Origin of the sequence: Paraburkholderia sp. XV (genome assembly GCF_020177535.1) — a bacterium.
In the GTDB taxonomy this organism is placed as follows: Bacteria; Pseudomonadota; Gammaproteobacteria; order Burkholderiales; family Burkholderiaceae; genus Paraburkholderia; species Paraburkholderia caribensis.
On record NZ_JAGUUD010000006.1, the window covers coordinates 56,892 to 78,585 of the forward strand.

Genomic DNA, 21,694 nt, shown 5'->3' on the forward strand with positions numbered 1-21,694 from the left:
AGAGATACGTCTCCTGTGCGAGGTATCCGCGCACACCAAGGCGCTCCGTACAACTGCCTCGATCATTAACGCGTCACGCGCGCACAACTGAGCAAAGAGGAGACGATGATGCTTTCGCCGACTGCCCACATGCCCGATCGGTTTCCCGCGCGGCACACTAACGTCATTCCCATTCAACCGGCCACCAATGACACGGAGTCAAGGCAAGGCACAGTCCGCTGCTCCACGTGCTCGATGCGTTCAATCTGCATGCCGCCCGAATTGAGCGCTGAGGATCTGGCGAAACTGGATACCGTCATCTATTCGAGCCGCTCCGTCAAACGTGGCGACACGCTGTATCGCGCCGGTGACGGATTTCAAAGCATCTACGCGATCCGGGTTGGATCCTTCAAAACCGTCGTGATGCATCGTGATGGTCGCGAGCACGTGACAGGCTTCCAGATCGCTGGCGAAGCGCTGGGTCTCGATGGCGTATGTGCAGGTCAGCACAACTGCGATGCAATCGCGCTCGAAGACAGCGTCGTCTGCATCATCCCGTTTGCCAAACTCGAAGTACTGTGCCGCGAGTTGCGGCCGATGCAGCATCATATCTATCAGATGATGAGCAGCGAAATCGTCCGCGAGTCTGGGCAAATGATGTTGCTTGGCACCATGTCCGCCGAACAGCGTTTAGCGGCGTTTCTCCTCAATCTCTCGAAGCGGTTCAAGAGACGCGGCTTTTCGGCCGCTGAGTTCAATCTGCGCATGACGCGTGAAGAGATCGGCTGTTACCTTGGGATGAAGCTGGAAACCGTCAGCCGGATGTTCTCCAGGTTTCAGCGCGACCGTCTCGTCTGCGCGAACGGCAAGACGGTGAAGATCACGGACCCGGACGGGCTCGCAAGAGTTTGATTCGCCGATGCCCCAGATGCGCCTGACTTCTGCCAGGCGCCTTGTTGCCACGGCCCTGTCCTCGAATACCATTGCGGGGGATTCCCTCACTCGGCACGCGTCTGCACACGCGTGCCGCCGCACCTGCGGGTTGACGCTTTTTACGCTGCTCCCGCCTCGCCTCAATGCATCGCCAGAAGATTGACCTGCCTCAAATGTTCCCCAACGTTGCGTGCCACGATGAAGAGAAGTCCATCAAGGATCGAAAGGAACAGTCCCATGAGCACGCCCGTGTCGACCTCTGCCTGGCAGATCGACGAGCACCTGTTCGACGCCCTCGCGCCGATGAAGGAACAGATCCGCTTCGCGCTGCAATATGCCGTGCTTGCACCCTCGAATCACAACGCGCAACCCTGGCGGTTCATCGTGGACGAGGACACCGTCCACCTCTGCGCCGACCGCACACGCGCGTTACCCGTCGTCGATCCTTTCGATCGCGAGATGCTGATCAGTTGTGGTGCGGCCTTATTCAATTTGCGCGTCGCGCTGAGCCATTTCGGACTCGCCTGGTCGATCAGGGTTTTCCCGTCCGACTTTGATCCCGATGTCGTCGCGCGTATCAAGGTCACCACTACAGGTCCCCACGACCCGTCCCTGGCGAATCTGTTCTGTGCCATAACGAAACGCGTGACAACCCGCTCGCCGTTTGCTAATGAACCCATCGCCGAATCCTTCAAAAACGGGATGATCGATGCCTGCGAGGCGGAAGGTGCCATTGCAATCTGCGTAGATGAAGAATCTTCCCGCCAGTCCATCGCGCAGTTGATCGCGGAAGCCGACCGCATGCAGTTTGCCGATCCACGCTTTCGCCGTGAGCTCGCAAGCTGGATTCACCCGCGCCGGCACTCCGACGGCATGCCGGCGTATGGCGTGGCCGTGGGTAGCCTGCTCGATTTCGCACTACCGCTTCTGGCGTCAGTCGTTCGTGTATTCGACGTCGGTGCCGGGACGCCCGCCACCCATCAGCGGCTCGTCGAGGGCTCCCCGCTGCTCGTAGGCATTGCGACCATGCGAGACGACCGGGAAGCCTGGCTGGCTGCGGGGCAAGCGCTCCAACGTATGTTGCTGGTCGCCACGGCCAACGGGTTGACAGCGTCGTATCTGAATCAGCCCATTGAAGTCGCTACGCTGCGCGATCAACTCAGATCCCTGCTGAACGTCGACGCCGTGCCTCAGTTGTTGCTGCGCATCGGCCGTGGCCCAGATGCGGACCATTCGCCGCGGCGAGCTTTATCTGAAGTCGTAGATTGATGCGGGGAAATTTGCCTTCGGTAATGAAAAGAGAACAAATCCTGAACAGACAAAAGGAGTCGTTGTCGTGATTCATGCACGCCCCATCATTTTCCTTGCCTGCGCGTCGAGCCTATTCCTCGCCAGTGCGAGTCAAGTCCGCGCTCAATCAAATGAACCGGGTGGGTTGGTCGATCAGCATCACTGCATGTTCTGCCACACATCCGATGCACCCTTTCTTGCGCCTTCGTTCCATCAGATTGCAGATCGTTACCGCAACGTACCGAACGCAACACAGATGCTCGAAATCAAGCTTAGAAAAGGTGGGCGTGCACATTGGGGCGACACGGCCATGCCGCTGCCCCCGGAACGCGGCGGGCCCATCTCAGCAGAGGACGCTCACCAGTTGATCCAATGGGTGATGACGCAATAGCAGCCGACCGACTAACACTCGATAGATGCGGTCTCGTTACTCGATCAGAAATCGGGAAGAAACCGCGCTTGATCGGATGGGTTCACGTCAAGGCGCTAGCCTTGAGAGATCGCAATGTCACGATGCAAGCGCTCTGGAATGAAATAAAGGCTCCCGAGCGCGTGGAATGGCGGCGCAGCCGCCCTGTCAATGCTGCCGTCTGTCGATATCGGTTGCGGCCTGCAGCCATTGTTCTGCCGCATCGAATGCGCAGCGAACTGCCTCTTCTGGATTTACTTTCGCGCAGTGGCCGATGGGCCAGAGGTCGTGCGCAGGCGTGATGAGGTCGAGGCGAACATCGTACGTAACGCTTCCCGCCTGGGATCGAACCGCTTCTATCGCCAGATGACAGTTCGGGACAAATGCGCAAAAGCGATTGAGCCGCACGAGTTGAGACGCCGCCTCGGCCTCGAGTTGTGACGTTCCGCAGAAGCCAAGATAGACAATTTGCATACCGATGCCCATTCTTTGCCTCCTACTCTTGCGAGCGTTTCCCGCCACTAGTTCAACCACATGGGGGCTCCCGCACATCATGACTCGCGCCCGGATAGGCTCGTTGACCCACATCAATCTTCAAACGACGCTTCAACGCGTACAGGAGAGATCGTTCGAACCAACACTGCGACGCGTCTTATCGAATAACCATAACACCATGATCCGTTGATCCGTAAAGCAGGCACCGGGGGTGATCCTGCACGATGCGCTCCACCAGTTCAAGGTGCTTATCACGAGTCTCAACGATCAGGAGAACACACCCGCGCCGTATCGCATCAATGAAATGCCTGTACCGCTCACCCGCCTCCTCGATACCAAGCGTTGTCGACAGCCACTCTCCGAACCCGACGCCAGCGAGCGTAAGTGCCAACACGGCACCTCCCGCGACCGTCACACCAATAGGCAAAAGCATCATCGCAGCAAGCCCTGCGATCGTTCCGACCACCGCGCCTGCTGCTATCCCGCGCGCCACAATCTCCTTGATTTCAGAGTTTTCGACCAGCGGTGCTTCCGGTAATTCGTCAAGCGCGATATCCTGGTTTGCAACAAGGTGAATATGACGACGCTCGATCCCGCCACGCACCATTTCGCCCACTACAGTTCGCGCGACGTCGGGATCGGGGAGGAGAAAATACACTCGGCGCATGCCAAACGCTCCATTCCGGTTTGCGTACTAATCAGGATACGAAGGCATAACCTTGGCGCGTTGATCTGTCTCAATCCCCATGGAAACAGCAATTGGCTGCACATCCGGATCGAGGCTCCGAAGCACATCGCTCCTGCCAGGCACCGACGCCACTCGTTAGTCTTTCGTGCAGTCATCCATTAAAAGCGATGACGCAGCCCGATCGCCGCCACCAGTTGATTGCTGCCTGACGCGCGCGGGAAGTTCGATATCTGTGCGCCATGAATTCCTGTACCCTCAAGCTCGTTGGCTCGCTGATAGATCACTTCGCCGTACACGTCGCTTCGCTGGGAGAGGAAGTACGTGTTTAACAACCCGACCTGATGCCATTTCGGATATCGCGTCCCCGCCGGCGTGTCGAATCGTCCGTAAGTAAAGACGTAGGCAGCGGATATATGCCATTTTGGCGTGACGAAATAGCGCACGTTCACCTCGATGTTATCGAAGCGGACGGCGTCGTGCGGAAGTTTTATCGCGGTGTCCGCCACGTTATTGATCGACGTGGCGTTGTCGAGTCGTGTCTCGCTGAGTACGAGACCGAGCGTCGCTCTGGTAAGCCTATAGTTCCCACCCGCGGCGTAGGTTCGCTGACGGTCCGCGTTAAACGGCGCGCCAGCCGGCTCCGCGCCATCCGTATTGGCAGTAGCCAGATTGGACGCGTGATTGAACTGGAAATAGCCAGCACCAACGCGCATCTCGCCGAGGTGATAGCTGGCGCCAACGCTGTATTCCCGGCTATCGCTAAAGGCACCTGGCTTGTTTGAAAAACCGTAGGTGCCGCCGAACGCGAGTCCATGTATATCCGGACTCGAATACTTTACTGCGTTGTTCGTGCGAGTGTAATTGTCGAGGTTGTCGTTATCGAAAGGGTGCGCGAACGCCGTCCCGCCGTATGTGGTCCCACCCAGCGCGAACGGTTCGACGTATTGCACGACTGCATCGAATTGCCTGCCCAACGTCAGCGTTCCTTTGCTGCGGGAACTCAACCCTACGAATGACTGGAAGCCAAACAAGCGTCCTTGTTGCGCCGCCGCGCCCGTCATTACCGAGAAGCCGTTTGTCAGCGTCATGATTGCGTTCAGGTCGTTGGTTATCGGATCTTCTCCCGTGAGTATCCAGCGGCTTATGTTGACGTCGCCATTCTTAATCTGCCATGCGGAATGAGCACCTGCTGTGCCTCCTGCATCGCTGACGTAAGCGATCCCTGCATCCATCGAACCCGTGAGCCGCAACGAACCCTGTGCATGCACGGCTGGAGCGGCCATAACGAGAAACAACCCTGACTTCCACCATGCATGAGGGCGAGTCAATCTGATGAACTTGTAAATACTCGTGACGTGCGCGAAACGCGCAGCGGCGTGGCGCTGAGCCGTAGCCTCGAATCTTTTCATTGAACGTTGGACGTTGTGATATTGACGCCGGCCAGTAGTCTCCCTGACTAAACACCGTGGCGCTCGATCTGATTGGCAAGCAAAATCGATCGCCTTTTTACCATCACGTCGCCCGTGCATTGAGACGCCAACCTGTAACAGTCCCTTCTCACACCGAAAGCGAATCGCGCAGATGCACATCCGCTTCCGTCAGATCGACAACCCATTCCTGAGCACACGTCAAAGCGGCATTCATGCAACTTCCTGCAAGGGACCTTTGCTCGACAGCCTCTGATTCGGTTTGTCGCGCTGCCGATAAAGCGTGTGCAGCAAAGAAAAGCCATCACTTGCCGCACCACACGGCACCGTCGACGACACCACATCAAGGTTGGAAAAAATGAAGCTGTCCTTCTCCCAGAAGCTTTGGCTATCACTCGTACTGAGTCTTTCTTGTCTCACGGGAATATGTATCCGTGACGCTTTCCAGACGCGACGCATTCAAATGGAAGAGCGAAAAGACGATCTGATGCATGCGACCGAGATCGCACTCGGGGTGGTTAAAGCGCTCGCGGCCGAGAGCGCGTCAGCGACGATGCCGGAGGCCCAGGCCAAAGCGAAAGCCTTGGAAATTCTTCGCAACTCGCGTTATGGAGAGGATGGGTACTTCACCATTCTCGACTCACGACCGGTCATCCTTATGCACCCGATTCATCCGGAAATGAACGGGAAAGACGCGAGCGGTTACCGCGATCCGGACGGCGCTTACGTATTTCGTGACTTTGTCCACGCAGTGGGCCCGCGCGGCAATGGCTTTACCGAATTTTCGTTTCCGCGGCCCGGCGCGCGCGAGGCGTCCCGGAAGATTTCGTATCAGTTGCGCTACGCGCCCTGGGACTGGATCATTTCCACAGGGCTATATGTCGACGACATCGATACGGAGTTCCGCGCTGCGCTGTACCGCAGTCTCGGGTGGCTGGTCGTCGCCGCCGCGTTGCTGTCCGCAGCCGTCGTCGCGCTGAATCGCAATCTGATGCGTTCGCTTGGCGGCGAACCTTCCTATGCCGCTGAAATTGCTGACAGAATCGCTAGCAACGATCTGACGGCTGTCGTCAACGTCGCGCGCGGCGACAGTTCGAGCCTGCTGTTTTCCATGCGACGGATGCAGGCGGAACTCACGGGTACGATCCGCACTATCAGCCGGTCCTCCGACGCAATCGCGTCGAGTGCGCATCAACTCGCAGCCGGGAATCGGGACCTTTCGCAACGAACCGAAGAACAGGCGGCGTCGCTCGAAGAGACGGCCGCGAGCATGGAACAGCTCACTGCAACGGTTACGCAAAACGCGGAGAACTCCAATCAGGCGAGCAGGCTGGCCGAGGAAGCAATGCGAGCAGCCGAGCACGCCGGTAGCATCGTAGACCAGGTCGTCGGTACGATGAACGAGATCAATGCCGACTCCGGAAAAATGGCGACGATCGTGGACATCATCGAGGACATCGCCTTCCAGACCAATATCCTGGCCCTCAATGCCGCCGTTGAAGCAGCACGTGCGGGTGCACTGGGCCGGGGATTTGCCGTGGTAGCGTCGGAAGTCCGTTCCCTTGCACAGCGTTCATCCGGAGCATCGAAGGAGATCCGTGAACTGATTTCCGATTCCGTGCACCGGGTTCAGACTGGAACCCGTTACGTTCAGCAGGCTGGTTCCGCGATGAGTGGCATTACCACTGAAGTCAAACGCGTGACGGGCATCATGACCGAGATAGCATCGGCCTCTCAGGAACAGAGCAAAGGCATCGGCCAGGTCAGTGAGGCGGTGACGCAAATGGACAAAGTGACCCAACAGAATGCCGCCATGGTCGAGGAGGCGGCCGCCGCGTCACGCTCTCTTGAATCTCTCGCTCACGACCTGAACGCCGCGATATCGATGTTCAAGCTGTAACGCCACTGCCGTTAATGCGCTAGACGTGAGTGATTGCAGCAAACGCAATCCGTGCGTAATCGGTAACGAACTGTTCCACGATTCGCCCGGAATTCAAGGCGTTCGACTATATACAATCCGGTTCGTCGTTCAAATGCCATCGAGGTCAATCATGTTGAGCGACGAGGCACATGGGCATCGGGATCGGTCCGTCCGGTCTTTCCTTCGGTGGGCCAGGACAAGCGATCGTTTTACAGCAAGCACCAGGCACTTGTTTGCCGACCTACCCGCTCATCCGTGAAGCGGTATGCACCGCGCCGGCATGCAACGCCGGCGCGAAGATATTGCACCGTTGCCGTTTGTTAGAACACGTGCAGCAGTGCAACGCGGTAGACCATCTGGTTGCGACCCGAAGACACGTCTGCCGAGCCTGGAATGTTCGCAAAGTCGAAATCGGTGCCTGTATTTGCACTGACCGCATGCTGATAGGCACCTTCAGCGAACACCGACGTTCGTGCTGACAGATCATAATTCAGCTTCATGCTGAGTTGATGCCACTTCGGATCGAACTTCCCAACGGTTGAGGAAAGCTGAGCCTGGGTGTACGTGTAGCATGCGCCGAGATAGAGAGCGGGTGTGAAATGATAGAGTCCGCTCACTTCGAAGTTATCGAACTTCCATGCGTTCCATGTGCCGCCAGTTGGTTGGGTGGTGCCGGTGAAGTACGCATTCGATGTTGGCGCATAGACGTCGACATGCGAATAGGCAAATCCAACCAGCGTCTTGCCAAACGTGTAGTTGACGCCAACCCCGATGTTCTGCTGTGAACGTGCATTGAACGTATTGTCGCTTGTCACCGCTCCTGACGAATTGGCCGACGACGAGGTCGAAGAGCTCGCGTTATTCAGCTTGAGATACGAGCCACCCACCTGTAGCCCTCCGTTCTGATACTGCGCACCGAAACCGTACAACCGGTTGTTTGAGAATCCCCCCGCCTGGTTGCTGAATGCGTACATGGCCTCTGCGCTGAAGCCATGAATGTTCGGCGTAACGTACTTGACCGAGTTGTTGACCCGAAACGAGTAATCGGTATTGTCGTTATCGTAAGGGTGTGAAAACAGATAACCCGTCCAATTGCCATTCGCCGTCATGGGAGAAAACATATCGACGCTGGGGTCGTACTGTCTGCCGACTGTCACTGTGCCATACCGATCGGACGCGATGCCGACAAAGGCTTGCCTGCCAAACTCTCTTCCACCCTGCCCCATCTTTCCCGTATTGACGTCGAAACCGCTTTCAAGCTGGAAGATAGCCTGGTAACCGTCTCCCAACGTCTCATTGCCCTTTAGACCCCAGCGGCTTCCGTAGTCGTAACCACTTTGCATCTGGTATGCGTCGTGGCCGCGCGCATTGGTCGTGTAATTAAAGCCATCTTCTATTTTCCCGTAAAGCGTGACGCTGCTTTGTGCGTTTGCCGATGTCGCGATCACAAGTGCTGGCAACACCAGACATATTTCTTTTCTCACCACCGCTAGCCCCCTTCCGTTGAATGTACTGACGTATCGTCGAACAGCCGATCAATGATCGCGCCACAGGACATCCGCGAACACGAATCAACCGATCGACGCCGAACGTTAAGTCATTCAAATTTCCTCGCGTATCCGCGAAGCTGGAAAGGTCCTTTACGCCTCACACAACACTTCATTCGTGGCTTGATGTTCATCGCACTGAATCCTCATCTACGTGGCCCTCCTGACTCCGATGAACCCTGATCCCCCTCGTCATAACTCCCATGTTCCTGTGGCGCAGTGCTATTGCGATGCACTGCAGCAGCACCTTCGGCGGCGAGGTTTTTGTCCCGGTAATGCGGATCTCTGCCTGCGCCGAAACGCGATCCCGCGAGTCGGAGCTCGATGATTTCCGCTTTGAGCTGATCTCTCGTGAGATCGGGAGATGACTGTGCAAGCACCCAAACAGGAACAGCAAGGACAAGCGCGACGGGCGCCACCTGAATGCAACGAAGCAGATTCGATTTCAAACTGAGACCTTACGGTAACGATGACTCTCGACACGACACCTGGTTTGAGGTTTCGCGCAGTCTACTTGTGTGACAGTTGCTCGTGAACCGTGGCAACTGGAAGGGATTGTTCCGGAAAGCGCTCTTGTTCCGGCCTGGCCGCTCGGGTGAGCGTCCTGAACTTCGTTATAGAAGTGAGTCCGTGTACAAACGCGGTCGTTTAACCTTTGCGCGATCTAAGTCACGGAGGTTTGCGTACGGTCGCATTGACCGATTCATTGCGAGGCTGATCCAGATCAATCGCGCAGAGGCACGCCAGTGACTTAATTGTCTTATCTCGAAACCCGCGAGGTCGCGACATGAAGAACCTGGCCGACTTATTGCCGCATGCATCCGTGCCTGCGCCGCAGGCAAAACCCGCCGTATCACCGACGAAACCTCTGCGCCTTGGTTTGCTCACGGCGCTGGTCATTGGCTCGATGATAGGTAGCGGAGTCTTTTCGCTTCCGCAGAACATGGCATCGGGAGCGGGCGCGGGCGCGATCCTGCTCGGCTGGCTGATCACAGGCATCGGCATGCTGATGCTCGCCTTCGTCTATCAAACACTTGCCAGCCGCCAACCGGATCTCAACAACGGCATCTACGCGTACGCGCGCGCCAGCGCCGGCGAATTTGTCGGCTTTAACTCGGCGTGGGGTTACTGGGTCAGCGCGTGGATCGGAAACGTCGGTTACCTTGTCATTGTGTTCGGCACGCTCGGCTATTTCTTTCCTGTGTTCGGCGACGGAAACACGCGCGGGGCCGTGCTTGGCGCGTCGATCGTCCTATGGATCATGCACGCGGTGATACTGCGTGGTGTACGCGGTGCGGCGGTGCTCAACGCAGTTTCGACGATCGCGAAGATCATCCCCCTTCTCCTGTTCATCGTGCTTGCGATGGCTGCATTCAGGAGCCACATTTTCACGCAGGACTTCTGGGGGGCGGCAAAGCTGGGCAGCGCGTTCGCGCAGGTAAAAAGCACGATGCTGATTACTGTGTGGGTGTTCATCGGTATCGAGGGGGCCAGTGTATTTTCAGCGCGTGCGCAACATCGCGAGGACGTTGGGCGCGCGACGCTGATCGGCTTCTTCGTCGTGCTGCTGTTGCTGATGGCGGTGTCGCTCCTGTCGCTTGGGATTGTCTCCCAGGGCGAACTGGCGGCGATGAAAAACCCGTCAATGGCGGGTGTACTCGATAAGGCAGTCGGCAGATGGGGCGCCGTGCTGATCAGCATCGGCCTACTTGTCTCAGTTGGCGGCGCCTTGCTGGCCTGGACGCTGCTCGCTGCTGAAACGCTGTTCACTCCGGCGAGCGACGGCGTGATGCCAGCATTCCTGTCGCGCGAGAACATCCACGGCGTGCCTGCCAATGCACTCTGGGTGACCAACGGCCTGGTACAGCTTTTTCTCATCATCACGCTGGTTTCGAACGCGACCTATCAGGCGCTCATCTCGCTCGCGACCTCGATGATCCTCGTGCCGTATCTGTTCTCGGCGATATACGCCACACGCATTGCGGTGCGCAGCGAAGGCTATGCACAGCCGGATCGCGCGAGGTCTCGCGACATTGCAATCGGCGCAATGGCAACCGCGTACTGCTGCTGGCTGCTGTACGCGGCCGGGCCGAAATATCTGTTGCTCTCCGCTCTGCTCTACGCGCCCGGCGCAATCCTCTATTGCTGGGCGAAACGCGAACGCGGAACCCGCCTGTTCAAGCTTTTCGAGCTTCTGCTCCTTGCAGCGCTCGGTACCCTTGCCGTCATTGCCGGCTGGCTGCTGTGGAACGGCGGACTTAGCCTGTAGACCACGAAGGATAAAAAGGAGAACAACCATGACGCATGGCGTGTATTCCGAAGTGGGCACCTTGCGCAAAGTGATCGTCTGTCGCCCGGGACTCGCTCAGGCGCGCCTGACGCCCGCCAACTGCCATGACCTTCTGTTCGACGACGTGCTTTGGGTATCGCAGGCAAAGACCGATCACTATGCATCCGTCAGCACGATGGAAGAGCATGGCGTCGAGGTGCTGGAAATGCATGATCTTCTCGCAGACGTCCTGCAAGGGCGGGAAGCCCGCGAGTGGATTCTCGAACGCAAGTTAACGCCAGGCGTCGTCGATGCAGAACTGGGCGCACAGCTCGTGCCCTGGCTTGACGAAATGAAGCCGGAAGAACTCGCTGCAGAGGTTTTCTCGAAGATCAGCGCGATGTTCTTGCCTGTGAGCCTGCGAACCGATTCCGCCAGTTCGCAACTCGGCCGCAAGGAATCGCTGAAAGACACGGCGCGTGTGTTGGGGCGCCTCTACGACGGAATTGAGTATCGTGGCTTTCATCAGACGACGGTCGAAGAACTGGCCGCGTACTCACATGTTCCCGTCTGGAACGGCTTGACCGACGAGTTCCATCCGACTCAGGTGTTGGCCGACCTCCTGTCCATGCAGGAGTTTGGTGATAAACCATTGCATGAACTGTCGTTCTGTTATCTGGGTGACGCTCGCTTCGACATGGGTAATTCGCTAGAATGCAGCACGAACGCAACACTACTGCCCAGCCCCGTCATCAATGCTCGTGCGGCGACATGGGCTGGAGCCTTGAGTCCGTGATAACGCGGTAGTTATCGCGGCACGAAGCACTTCCAGCGTATCCGGAATCGCGCGAAGAGTGATGAGCTTCGATCGAGCGGCACCAAACAAACGATGACGAGCGCGCACTCGCAGAACGGCGGCCGCGCGGGCGTTTTTAAAAGACGCATCGTACCGGCTATTGCGCGTATAGTGATTTCACATGCCACTCCCGGCGTGAAAAGGGAGCGATCATGGAAACGCAGGTCTCTACGTCATATCGTGGGTACACAATCGACGTCTCAATCCGACCCAGCGAATCAGATTGGATGAAGGGTCGTCTCCGGTATGCAGCTTCGTGGGTGATCATTCCACCGGATGTATCGGCGAGACAGGTCGAGAACCTGACGGAGCCATCCAGATTCCTGACGCGCGATGCCGCATTGACGTATGCCGAGCACACGGCAAGGAAATTCATCGACGACTGCTTCGCGCCTGCCCCGGCGAACAGGCCGCAGTGTTGAACCCCATTCTCTTCCCCGGCGCATTACGCGCGAGGCGCTCATGTTTCGAGTGATCCCATATCGCGGCTTCGAGATCCGCGTAACGTTGACGCCAGTTGAGCGCGACCTTTACAGCGTCACGTTCCAGATAACGGGGCACAACATCAGTGCTGACAATCTGGATGGTGCGCTCATCAAAGTTCGCCATGGTCCTTTCACGGAACGTTGGGCGTATCTGGTCGCGGAAATTGCTGGGCAAGCGGCGATCGACGTCCTGGCAGGGCCGCAAGGTGACTGACCAGTAACGCCTGAGTTTTGCCACCCTCGGACTTCCGGCAGCTCTTTTTGCGCGTCTGAGAACCGGATACCTTCCAGCCGCCTACTGCTAAGGCCGGACAGTATCGATGCAAGCGACTCACCGCAGATGGCAATGGGCTATGTGACGCATCTGGCCTTCGACCTGGCGAGAGTCAGTCTCGAACAGTTCCGCGACGGAACACACAAATAATCAACGAGAAGCACCCGCCGGGACGCAGTACGACGCCCGCAGTGGCGGCAAGCGCGATGCCCCAGGAGAGGAAAGTCGGATTCATGTAGTAAGCGAGTTGGGACTGGCCCGATCGCGGCGAATGCCGCAGGCCATCTTCAGGGAGGTGCCGAACCGCAACCAGAGCGCGAGCGAACCCGTCGACACGGCGCCCAGCACGAGAAATGCCGTCGCGTAGCCGAAGTGCTGCGCAAGCATGCCGCCCAACGCAGGGCTCAGCGCGGCACCGGCGCCCTGCACCGTCATCACCACGCCCTGACCCACGTTCACGCGCCCGGTGCCCTGCAGCAGCCGCACGACGAGCGCCGGAACAGCGACGCTTTGCAGCCCCGCTCCAACGCCATCGAGCGCCTGCACGGGCCACACGCCCCAGGCCGTAATGAACATTGCTGCGACGAGGCCACGCAGCGGCAACGCGAGAAAGGTGATCAGGATGACGCGCCAGTACCCGAGGCGCTCGATCAGCCGGTTCGCGACGCACGCCGCGGCCACCATCACCAGTTGCGCGACCACGATTGTTTGCGCGGTGAACGCGCTCGGATCGCCCTTGTGCGCGGCGACGACGGCAAGGCCGTAGAGCGGCAGCATCGCGGCATTGCCGAGATGAAACATCGCGAGCGCGGCGGACAGCAGCAGCAATGGCCTGCAGGTCAGTAACACGCGAAAACCGCTCGCGTGCTCGTGCTCCTGTGGGGACGACGTCGCGGCTAGCCCCCGTGCGCTGTCGTGATCGATCGAATCGCGACGGATCAGCAGCGTCGAGATGACGGACAATGCACCGAAGCCGCCCGCAAGCGCGAAAATCGCACCGAACCCATAGCGCCAGCCCAGCCAGCCCGACAACGCCGCACCGACGACATTGCCCGCGTGATTGGCCACCTGGTTGCGGCCGAACTGCCGGTCGAAGCCGCGTTCATGGAAGATTCCAAGCGTCACGCCTGCCACCGCAGGTCCAAGCGCGGCGCCCGTGACCGCCGTGAGAATCTGCGATGCCGCAACCATCCAGTACGAGTGCGCCACCCACAGCACGAGCGAAGCGAGCGTTGTCATCACGCCAGCCGTGACGATGATGCCGCGCTTGTACCGGCTTGCGTCGACGAGTGCGCCGGCTGGCGACGTAGCGAGCATGCCCGCGATGCCGCCAAGCGTCATCACCGTACCGATCGCATCGGTATGCCAGCCCTGCGCCTGCAGAAAGACGCCGAGAAACGGCCCGATGCCCGCCTGCACATCGGCCATGAAGAAGTTCAGTGCTTCGAGCGCGTACTGGGGGGTCATCGGTCGCTCACCGTTGTTCTCTACTGATTCGCCGTCGCAACGCTTTACGCGTCAACTGCTGCGTCGACCAGTTCGGCGATCTCGTCCACTTCGATGGTTCGCCCGTGCCTGGTCCCGATGCCGTGCCCCCACGCCTGAACGTGCACCTTCGGCATGAGGTATGACGCCAGTTCGGCGGCCGCATGCGGCGGCATCCGCAACGACGTGCCATCGTCCAGCAGCGCGCCGCGCAGCTCGCCCTTCGGACCGAATAGCGGCAGCACCACTTCGCCGCTCGCCTGCATCGGTCTGCGCTCCACTTCCGGCCGCTGATGTTTCTCGCCGTCGTGATGCGGACCTTCGTCGAGAATGACCCTGCCCGTCTTCGTCGTGACTGACACGGCCGCGATCATGTCTGCGCTGCGCGGCTTTACGCCTCGCACGCGGATCTCGTCGCCCACCGCCACATGCCGCGCGATCTGTCGCGACAGGTGGGGCGGAAAGTGAACCTGCCGCGGTTGACGCGAACCGAGCACCAGGCCGTCGAGTTCGCCGTGCGGGTTCAAGAGAAAACGCGTCACCGTGCCGCGTGTTTCGGGGAGGCTGTCGGGATCGATCCAATGCATGTCGCTAGTCCTTTTTCGATGGTGGTTTATCTGGCTGAAGTCGTACGCAGTTCGAGGCCAGGACTCATAGGTGTGCTCTGATAGATGTGGCTCAAGGCGCCGGTAGCGCGCGGTCGTAGAGGCGGGTCAGGTTGCCGGGCGATCCGAATGCCGTCGCCTGCAATGCCGTGCCGTACTGGTTTCGGGTGCCATAGCCCTGCGCAGAAACCTTCACGCCCGTTTGCACGAGCGTTGGAAACTGCTGGGCGACCGGCGGTGTGAGCTTGATCACGGTGCCGTCGGCGAGAATCACGCCATCGGGTTCGCCGCGCGGTGCAGTCGTGACGTGCGCCACCTGGCCCTGCGCGCTCAGGCGCGACAGCCCCGCGCCGCGCAGTTCACGCGGCAGCGGCAGCGCCCCCGGCTGCGGCGGCTGATCCACCAGTTGCTGGCCGCTGCGGGTGTCGATGATGCGCTGCGCCGTCAGATTGCCGGCCGCATTCCGCCACCCGCTAACCTGCACCTCGTCGCCCAGGCGAACCGTCGCGGTGAGCTGTGCGCCCATGTGCGGCGGGAAATGCACGAGCACGCCGTCGCTCGTCAGAAAGCCATCGACATCGCCATCCGGATTGATGAGAAAGCGCGAGACGGTGCCCTGCGCGGTAACAGCAGGCCCGACGTCGGCAAGCGGCCCGCCGCCGCGCGGCGGCGGGAACGGCACCATAGGAGCCATGTCTCGCGGCGGTACGGGTGGCATCGCGCCTGTCGCGACGGGAGGCGGAGGCGCAGCGGGCGGCTCGGGTTGCGTCTGGGCCGCGCATCCCGCGCTCGCCACGACGAGCGCCGTAACATGGATTGCATTCAGGACGCGCGCCGTCGCATGGCGGCGCGGGTACTTCGGTATCGCTTGCATGGTCCACTCCTTCAATTGGCGTGGAGTGTTTTGCAAGGGCTATGCCATTGACCGAAAGCCCGTGGCGCCGGGCAGCGATGCGATTGAGCCGGAACGCAGTGTCAAGCAACCGGACAGTTGCTGTCCGTTTTCCCGACACCTGGGCACGTCAGGCATCAGAGTCGGACAGGCCCAGACTCGCCAGACGCGTGTAGAGCGACTGCCGGCTGATGCCGAGCCGGCGCGCCGCTTCGGCGCGATTGCCATCGGCGAGCGCGAGCGCTCGCGTAATCAACGCACGTTCAAGTTGTGCGAGCGCTTCGTTCAGTGGAAGTTCGAGGAGGCTCGCGGGAATCGCGTCGGCCGGGTGCGTGCCCGAATCGAACAGGAAGGCGAAGTCTTCACGCGTGAGCAGCGAAGAGGACGCGAGCGCATGCGCGCGCTCGATCGCGTTCGCCAGTTCGCGCACGTTGCCAGGCCAGGTGAAGCTGACGAGCAGGCGCTGGGCGTCGGCGGAGAGATGCTTGCGCGCCTCGTCGGACGGTCCTGCCAGCGCCACGAGAAAGTGTTCAGCCAGCGGCAGGATGTCCGCTATCCGCTCTCGCAAGGGCGGCATGTACAGCGGAATCACATTGAGCCGGTACAACAGATCCTGGCGAAACGTGCCCGCTGCGACCATGCTCGGCAGGTCGCGATGGGTCGCGGCTACGAGGCGTACGTCGACTGCAATCGTGCGGCTGGTACCGAGCGGCGTAATCGCCCGCTCCTGCAGCACGCGAAGCAGCTTAGCCTGCATCGCCAGCGGCATGTCGCCCACCTCGTCGAGAAAGAGCGTGCCGCCGTGCGCCTCTTCGAAACGGCCGCGCCGCTCCGCATGGGCACCCGTGAACGCACCCTTGCCATGGCCGAACAGCTCGCTCTCGAGCAGATCCTGCGGAATCGCCGCGCAATTCACGGCAACGAACGGACCGTCGGCGCGCGCTGACGCACGATGCAGCACGCGCGCGGCCACTTCCTTGCCGGTGCCCGTTTCGCCTGTGATCAACACGGTCGAGTTCGTGCCCGCCGCACGGCCGAGGCGCTTCTGTACGTCGCGCATGGCTTCGCTGATCCCAAGCAACTGCGGTTCGCGTGAAGACGGCTCTTCCGCAAACGCCTGCGCCGCTTCAGGTGCCGGCGCATCGACACGGGCCGCAAGGATGCGCTCAAGGAGTCTCGCGATCTCGTCGCGGCCGACCGGCTTCGTCAAGTGCTCCCAGGCTCCGAGCCGCATCGCGCGGATCGTGTTGTCGCTGGTCGCATACGCGGTCAGCATCACAACGGGAACCTGCTGCGGACCTGTCAGTCCGCGCAGCGACTCGAGCACCGAGAGACCATCCGCGTCCGGCAACCGGAAGTCGAGAAAGATACAGTCGGGCATCGGATGCTCACGCAACGATTCAAGCGCTGCTTCACCCGAGCGCGCCTCGAGCGGCGTGTGGCCAAGGTCGCGGACAGTTTCTGCGAGGCCGTCGCGAAAGGCGTCGTCGTCGTCGATGATCAGGATGGTCGCCATGGTATGTCGATCACAAAGCAGGTCTGATTGGACTCCTGGGCGAGCCACGCGCGGCCGCCATGGGCCGACGCGATCTCGCGAACCACAGCAAGGCCGAGACCCGATCCGTCGGGCCGGCCCGTCACGAATGGCTCGAAGATGCGCTCGCGTTCGTCTGCCTTCACGCCGGGACCATCGTCGAGCACCTCGAGCCTGAGCCGCTTGCCGCCGTCGTGGGTCGTGGCACGTGCCCGGACCGTGACGTGTCCGCCGGACGGCGCATGCCGCAGTGCGTTGACGATCAGGTTATCGAGCGCGCGTGCCAGTTGCGCGGCATCGAAAGCGGGACGCGTGGCACAGGAATCGGCTTGCGACGTCAACGATATGTGCCGGTTCTCCGCGCCCGCTTCATGCGGACGAACGACATCGGAGAGCCACGCGGGCAGATCGACTTCCTGGGCGCGAATGATGACCGGCTGGGTTAGCGCAAGCAGGCTCGCGAGCTGCGACTCGACACGCCCGACCTGCTCGATGACGGTTCTCAAGGCAGCCTCCCGGCGTGCCTCGTCACCCGCGAGCGCGTTTTCCGCCTTGAGCCGCATCGCCCCTACGGGATTGCGGATTTCATGCGCGATCTGCGCGGCCATCTTGCCCAGCGCGCCGAAGCGCTCCGCCTGCCCGAGCTTTGCGCGCAGTTCGCCCGCTTCACGCTGAAGACGGTCGGCGCGCTCGACGTATCGATTGAGCGCGTCGACGATGTTGTCCAGATCACGTTCGCCGAGCCGCTCGATGTGCCTGCCCTGTTCAAGCCTGCCGTTCGGCGCAAGTGCCAGTTCGAGTTGCGTGAGATTACGCTTCCAGCGCCTGAAGGCCATGGCGAGCAAGAGCGCCAGCACCACGATGATCGCGAGTACGCCTGCCAGCAAGGTCGCCGCGCGCTGACCATACGGCCCGAACGGCGGGCGGGCGCGCGTGAGCACCCATGTGAAGAGCCCGGCATGATGCGGGACGGGGCAGGCGACGGCGATCACTGCATCAGCACTCGCGGGTACGACGTCCGCCCGCATCTGGCCGGTGCTGGCTACATTGTGCAGCGTGCGGAGAATGAGCGGCGTCTCCGCCTCGGGGATGTCGCGCTTCACGCCACTGCCTTCATAGGTAGGAAACGCATACGCGAGAAAGCCATTCGGTGCTCCGGCCGTGGGTGCGACACTCCAGAAGCCGCCTTCGATACCCTCCGTGCGGATCAGCACGAGATCGAGCACGGCATGCATGAGATCGACGTCAGCTTCATCCGGCCGCCGTATCGACAGATCGTAGCGCGATGCAACCGCCGTGCACGTCGCTGTCGCCTGTTGTTTCGCGGCATCGACACGCTCTCCGAGTGCCGACGACAGCATCAGCCACACGGCTACGATCAACATGCCACACAGGATGGCGACGAGTATCCAGAGTACGTAAAGCTGGGTGGAGAACGACGGTCTCGGCATAAGGAGCCTGCACGGGAACTGAACGAGGATGATCATTAGCAAATTCTCTGCCGCCATCCGTGGATGACAGCGCGTTCGTTCAATTGTGCCTCAGCGCGATAGTGCGGCGGACCGGGATTGCGAAAACCGATGCGTTCGCTTTGTTGCGGCATCAGTGTTCTATGCGGAAACACAGGCCGACCATGGATCGACGAATAAGAGTGCGTATCGCTTTCAATTGTTACAAAAAACTCGCGCAACGTCTTTCGTCACGACCTAGAGTCCATTCCACGCATCTGACAAATGACCGTCGTGGCAAAGAGGCCAGTCATCATGAACCGAGGTTTCTGATGCGTGAGAAAACCGTTTGCTATGCGTAGTTCAGTCTTGACCGATGCGCTGGCGGTGACCAGCGTTCGCGTTCTGTGGCGATCGAAGCGGTAGCACCTAAGGCGAGCGAACAATGGCGGAAACAAAACGCGCCGACGAAGCCGTCGTTGAAAACATCGGCGAAGAAGCAAGCCACTCCACTGATTTCGCAACCGCTAGCAGGCTACAGCACGTTGCTACAGGCCGCAATGGAAAGGAGCCTTCCATGCGTTGCTACAAGCCCCGTGTAGTGTTGAGTAGCATCCCGCTCGTTATTGTCCTCGCCACAATCATGCCGACCAGTCGTGCTGCGCCCGTTCTGGTCTCCGGTCCTAGTCCCTTTGCGAGTTGCACCACAGGCGGCCCCGGCACGAACTATCTGAACGCCGAAGTCGAGCCCTGGATCGCCAGCAGCCCGGCCAACCCCACGAAACTGATCGGCGTATGGCAGCAGGACCGATGGGACAACGGCGGCGCGCACGGCCTGGTTGCCAGTTCATCGAGCGATGGCGGTTTTACATGGAGTAAGCCAGCGCCATTGCCATTCAGCGCATGCGCGGGCGGGACAGCTTACGAGCGCGCGTCCGATCCGTGGGTGTCGATTGGGCCCGATGGCAAGGCGTACGCTGTTTCGATCTCATTCAATCAATCCGACAACAGCAATGCGGTACTCGCTTCGGTTTCGAACGACGGCGGCCTGACGTGGGCGCTACCGAGCACCATCATCGCCAACAACGAACCGACATTGCAGTTCTTCAACGACAAGGAGTCGGTGACGGCGAATCCCGTCAAGGCAGGCGTCGCCTATGCCGTGTGGGACCGGCTGGAATTGCCGAACGGGAACCCATACGCCAACCGGCATACGGCAGCGTTCCGGGGGCCGACGCTGTTCTCGAAGACGACCAATGGCGGTAAATCATGGAGCACACCAACCGAGATCGTGAAAGTACCTTCCCGCCAGCAGACCATCGGCAACCAGATCGTGGTCAATTCGCAGAAGGGAACGCTCTATGACTTCTTCAACCTGATCTCTCCGCCGTTTTCCAAAGCGGCCGGCAAAGTGGCGTTCATCAAATCGACCGATGACGGCGCAACGTGGACGAAGCCGAAAGTCATCTCGGGGCTGCAGACCGTATCGGTCTTCAATCCGAATACCGGCGATGCGGTCCGTTCAGGGGACATCATTCCCGAGCCCGCAATCGACCCGACTACCGGGCGGCTCTACGTCGTGTGGCAGGATTCCCGCTTCAATGGCGGGCAGTACGATGAGATCGTGCTTTCCACGTCAGGTGACGACGGCGCGACCTGGAGCACGCCGATACGGGTCAACACGCCCACAGGACGCCCCGCATTCAATCCGGGCATCGTTGTCAACTCGTCGGAAAGCGTTGCCGTGACGTACTACGATTTCCGCAATCTGGCGGCTGGCAACATCACTTCGCTACCGACGGATATCTGGCAAACGACATCGGCCAACAAAGGCGTCACGTTCGGCAACGAAATCCACCTGGCGGGCTCGTTCGACCTCACGACTGCACCGAATGCCGAAGGATTCTTCGTCGGGGACTATCAAGGGTTGATCGCGATCGGCTCGACATTCGTGCCGTTCTTCGTACAAACGAACACGGGAAATCTCACAAATCGCACCGACGTGTTTGCACAGCCGTAGATGCCAGGGAGCGATTCGATCCGTGAAGCGGACCTGGCGGCGGGTCACTGCACCAGGCGCGGCGGCGTGATGGCACCATAATTCGGTCCCACGCCGCCAGAGTTCGCCGCCTGGCACTTATCCGGCTGATTGCTCATCTGCACGAGTATGTACGGCTTCGATCCGTTGTCCGCCTTGAGAATGCGCACACAGGCAAACGCCACCACGGGCTGATAGCCCGTCCCGACACTGTTGACGACGGGCACCGTTTCGTACTCGCACGAATGGTCTCCGTTAGCGCTGCAGTTGTCGACCGCCGTGAAGAGCGTGTTCTTTTCGCCAGGCTGGATGTACGTGCCGGGTTGCGAGCCAATGCCGAGCGAATCGGCATTCTGGCCTGCGATCAGTCCTCTCACGAACGGCACATCGTTTTGCTGACTGGTCAGTGTCGTCCACTGCCCCGCTTCGCAACCATTTGCCTGATACGCCGACGAAATCTGGAAGACGTAGGGCGTATTAGGCGTCTGATTCACCGTCTGTCCGCTGAGGGGTGCCGTGCTCGTTGCCTGCTTCGGTGAGTTGGTCGAGGTGTTCCAGTAGTTGTCGTAGAGGCATTTCGAAATCGCGACGGGAAAGAGACCGCGGGGACCAACGTACCCTGGTCTCGACACCACCGCTGTCGCAATGGCAGCGGCCGACAGCGACGACACGCCCAGAATGCCCGCCAGATAGACGGGGATGCCACCGTTCGCATTGGCCGTACTCTTTGTCATCGTCACCTGGATAGCCGGCAGATCGTTCGCCCCAGGCGTAAATGGCACTGCCTGCAACTTGCCGGGCGCACCCGTCACGTTCCAGTAACCCGAGGCAATCTGCGTGAACTTGATCGCGGCGCCCTGGACCTTGTTCGAACTCGATGCCGTCGCAAAGCCCGATGCCTTTTGTGTCGCCGAACTCCAGTCAGGTGCCGTCGCCGTGGCATTACCGCACTGCGTACGCTGAAACAGACACGGCGCGCCCGCAAGTGCCGCAGCGTCGGCGGCATTCTGCAATTCGTTTCGCGCGACCAGCAAGTTGCCGATATCGATTGCCAGCGCCGCGAACCCTAGCAGCATGACCAGACTTATCGCAGTGACCACGGCAACGGCGCCTCGCTGC

Annotated in this window: 18 protein-coding genes and 2 pseudogenes; 9 read left to right on the top strand and 11 right to left on the bottom strand. The window is 60.0% G+C overall.

The features are described from left to right. Positions 1-129: 129 nt before the first annotated feature. The 3 genes from fnr to KFO72_RS05180 all read left to right on the top strand — a co-directional run bounded on the left by fnr (position 130) and on the right by KFO72_RS05180 (position 2,593). Positions 130-891 carry a fumarate/nitrate reduction transcriptional regulator Fnr gene (fnr, locus tag KFO72_RS05170; RefSeq protein ID WP_409372640.1) on the top strand — a complete coding sequence of 254 codons (762 nt, stop codon included), beginning with the start codon at positions 130-132 and terminating at the stop codon, positions 889-891. Between the two features lie 258 nt (positions 892-1,149). Beyond that, entirely contained in the window at positions 1,150-2,181 is a 1,032-nt protein-coding gene (locus tag KFO72_RS05175) for an Acg family FMN-binding oxidoreductase (protein WP_225031555.1), read from the top strand. A 67-nt stretch (positions 2,182-2,248) separates the two neighbouring features. Further along, positions 2,249-2,593, top strand: coding sequence for a c-type cytochrome (locus tag KFO72_RS05180; RefSeq protein WP_062916716.1), 345 nt, complete (start codon positions 2,249-2,251; stop codon positions 2,591-2,593). Between the two features lie 186 nt (positions 2,594-2,779). On the opposite strand, the gene KFO72_RS05185 is transcribed toward KFO72_RS05180, so the two are convergent. The 4 genes from KFO72_RS05185 to KFO72_RS05200 form a co-directional block, all read right to left on the bottom strand. Then, positions 2,780-3,097 carry a hypothetical protein gene (locus KFO72_RS05185; protein ID WP_054935074.1) on the bottom strand — a complete coding sequence of 106 codons (318 nt, stop codon included), beginning with the start codon at positions 3,095-3,097 and terminating at the stop codon, positions 2,780-2,782. A gap of 166 nt (positions 3,098-3,263) precedes the next feature. Continuing rightward, positions 3,264-3,773: a hypothetical protein gene (locus KFO72_RS05190; RefSeq protein ID WP_060606282.1), complete on the bottom strand. Its 510-nt coding sequence runs from the start codon at positions 3,771-3,773 to the stop codon at positions 3,264-3,266. Between the two features lie 179 nt (positions 3,774-3,952). After that, positions 3,953-5,077, bottom strand: a complete 1,125-nt coding sequence (locus KFO72_RS05195; protein ID WP_054935075.1) for a porin — start codon at positions 5,075-5,077, stop codon at positions 3,953-3,955. Positions 5,078-5,434: 357 nt separating this feature from the next. Further along, the gene (locus KFO72_RS05200) at positions 5,435-5,641 is read right to left on the bottom strand and encodes a hypothetical protein (RefSeq protein WP_225031619.1); all 207 of its coding nucleotides are present in this window, start codon (positions 5,639-5,641) and stop codon (positions 5,435-5,437) included. On the opposite strand from KFO72_RS05200, the gene KFO72_RS05205 reads away from it, so the two are divergent. Continuing rightward, the gene (locus tag KFO72_RS05205; protein WP_054935056.1) at positions 5,580-7,121 is read left to right on the top strand and encodes a methyl-accepting chemotaxis protein; all 1,542 of its coding nucleotides are present in this window, start codon (positions 5,580-5,582) and stop codon (positions 7,119-7,121) included. The two genes, KFO72_RS05200 and KFO72_RS05205, sit on opposite strands and share 62 nt — an antisense overlap. Before the next feature lie 341 nt (positions 7,122-7,462). Here KFO72_RS05205 and KFO72_RS05210 read toward each other — a convergent pair whose 3' ends face one another. Next, entirely contained in the window at positions 7,463-8,626 is a 1,164-nt protein-coding gene (locus KFO72_RS05210; RefSeq protein WP_054935076.1) for a porin, read from the bottom strand. Positions 8,627-9,476: 850 nt separating this feature from the next. On the opposite strand from KFO72_RS05210, the gene arcD reads away from it, so the two are divergent. The 4 genes and pseudogenes from arcD (at position 9,477) to KFO72_RS05230 (ending at position 12,513) form a co-directional block, all read left to right on the top strand. After that, complete coding sequence (gene arcD / locus KFO72_RS05215; protein ID WP_225031556.1) at positions 9,477-10,958, top strand: arginine-ornithine antiporter; 1,482 nt, start codon at positions 9,477-9,479, stop codon at positions 10,956-10,958. A gap of 28 nt (positions 10,959-10,986) precedes the next feature. Further along, positions 10,987-11,310, top strand: a pseudogene (locus KFO72_RS05220) (arginine deiminase family protein); the annotation flags it as partial. 75 nt (positions 11,311-11,385) lie between these two features. Next, positions 11,386-11,670 (top strand): annotated as a pseudogene (locus tag KFO72_RS05225) (ornithine carbamoyltransferase subunit F); the annotation flags it as partial. Positions 11,671-12,276: 606 nt separating this feature from the next. Then, on the top strand, positions 12,277-12,513 hold the full coding sequence (locus tag KFO72_RS05230; protein WP_054935060.1) for a hypothetical protein: 237 nt from the start codon (positions 12,277-12,279) through the stop codon (positions 12,511-12,513). 291 nt (positions 12,514-12,804) lie between these two features. On the opposite strand, the gene KFO72_RS05235 is transcribed toward KFO72_RS05230, so the two are convergent. From KFO72_RS05235 to KFO72_RS05255, 5 genes are all read right to left on the bottom strand, one after another. Continuing rightward, on the bottom strand, positions 12,805-14,040 hold the full coding sequence (locus KFO72_RS05235; protein ID WP_225031557.1) for an MFS transporter: 1,236 nt from the start codon (positions 14,038-14,040) through the stop codon (positions 12,805-12,807). 44 nt (positions 14,041-14,084) lie between these two features. After that, on the bottom strand, positions 14,085-14,645 hold the full coding sequence (locus KFO72_RS05240; RefSeq protein ID WP_054935062.1) for a hypothetical protein: 561 nt from the start codon (positions 14,643-14,645) through the stop codon (positions 14,085-14,087). 91 nt (positions 14,646-14,736) lie between these two features. Next, positions 14,737-15,537: a hypothetical protein gene (locus tag KFO72_RS05245; protein WP_060606263.1), complete on the bottom strand. Its 801-nt coding sequence runs from the start codon at positions 15,535-15,537 to the stop codon at positions 14,737-14,739. Positions 15,538-15,685: 148 nt separating this feature from the next. Continuing rightward, positions 15,686-17,071 (bottom strand): sigma-54-dependent transcriptional regulator, encoded by a 1,386-nt coding sequence (locus KFO72_RS05250; protein ID WP_225031558.1) that lies wholly within the window; start codon positions 17,069-17,071, stop codon positions 15,686-15,688. Then, a complete protein-coding gene (locus KFO72_RS05255) occupies positions 17,056-18,540 on the bottom strand; it encodes a sensor histidine kinase (protein ID WP_225031562.1) in 1,485 nt (494 codons plus the stop codon). Before KFO72_RS05255 ends, KFO72_RS05250 begins: the two co-directional genes overlap by 16 nt. 640 nt (positions 18,541-19,180) lie before the next feature. Here KFO72_RS05255 and KFO72_RS05260 point away from each other — a divergent pair. After that, positions 19,181-20,557, top strand: coding sequence for a sialidase family protein (locus KFO72_RS05260; protein ID WP_225031563.1), 1,377 nt, complete (start codon positions 19,181-19,183; stop codon positions 20,555-20,557). A 44-nt stretch (positions 20,558-20,601) separates the two neighbouring features. Here the strand turns inward: KFO72_RS05260 and KFO72_RS05265 are convergent, their stop codons facing one another. Continuing rightward, a complete protein-coding gene (locus KFO72_RS05265; RefSeq protein WP_231950034.1) occupies positions 20,602-21,675 on the bottom strand; it encodes a TadG family pilus assembly protein in 1,074 nt (357 codons plus the stop codon). Positions 21,676-21,694: the final 19 nt, after the last annotated feature.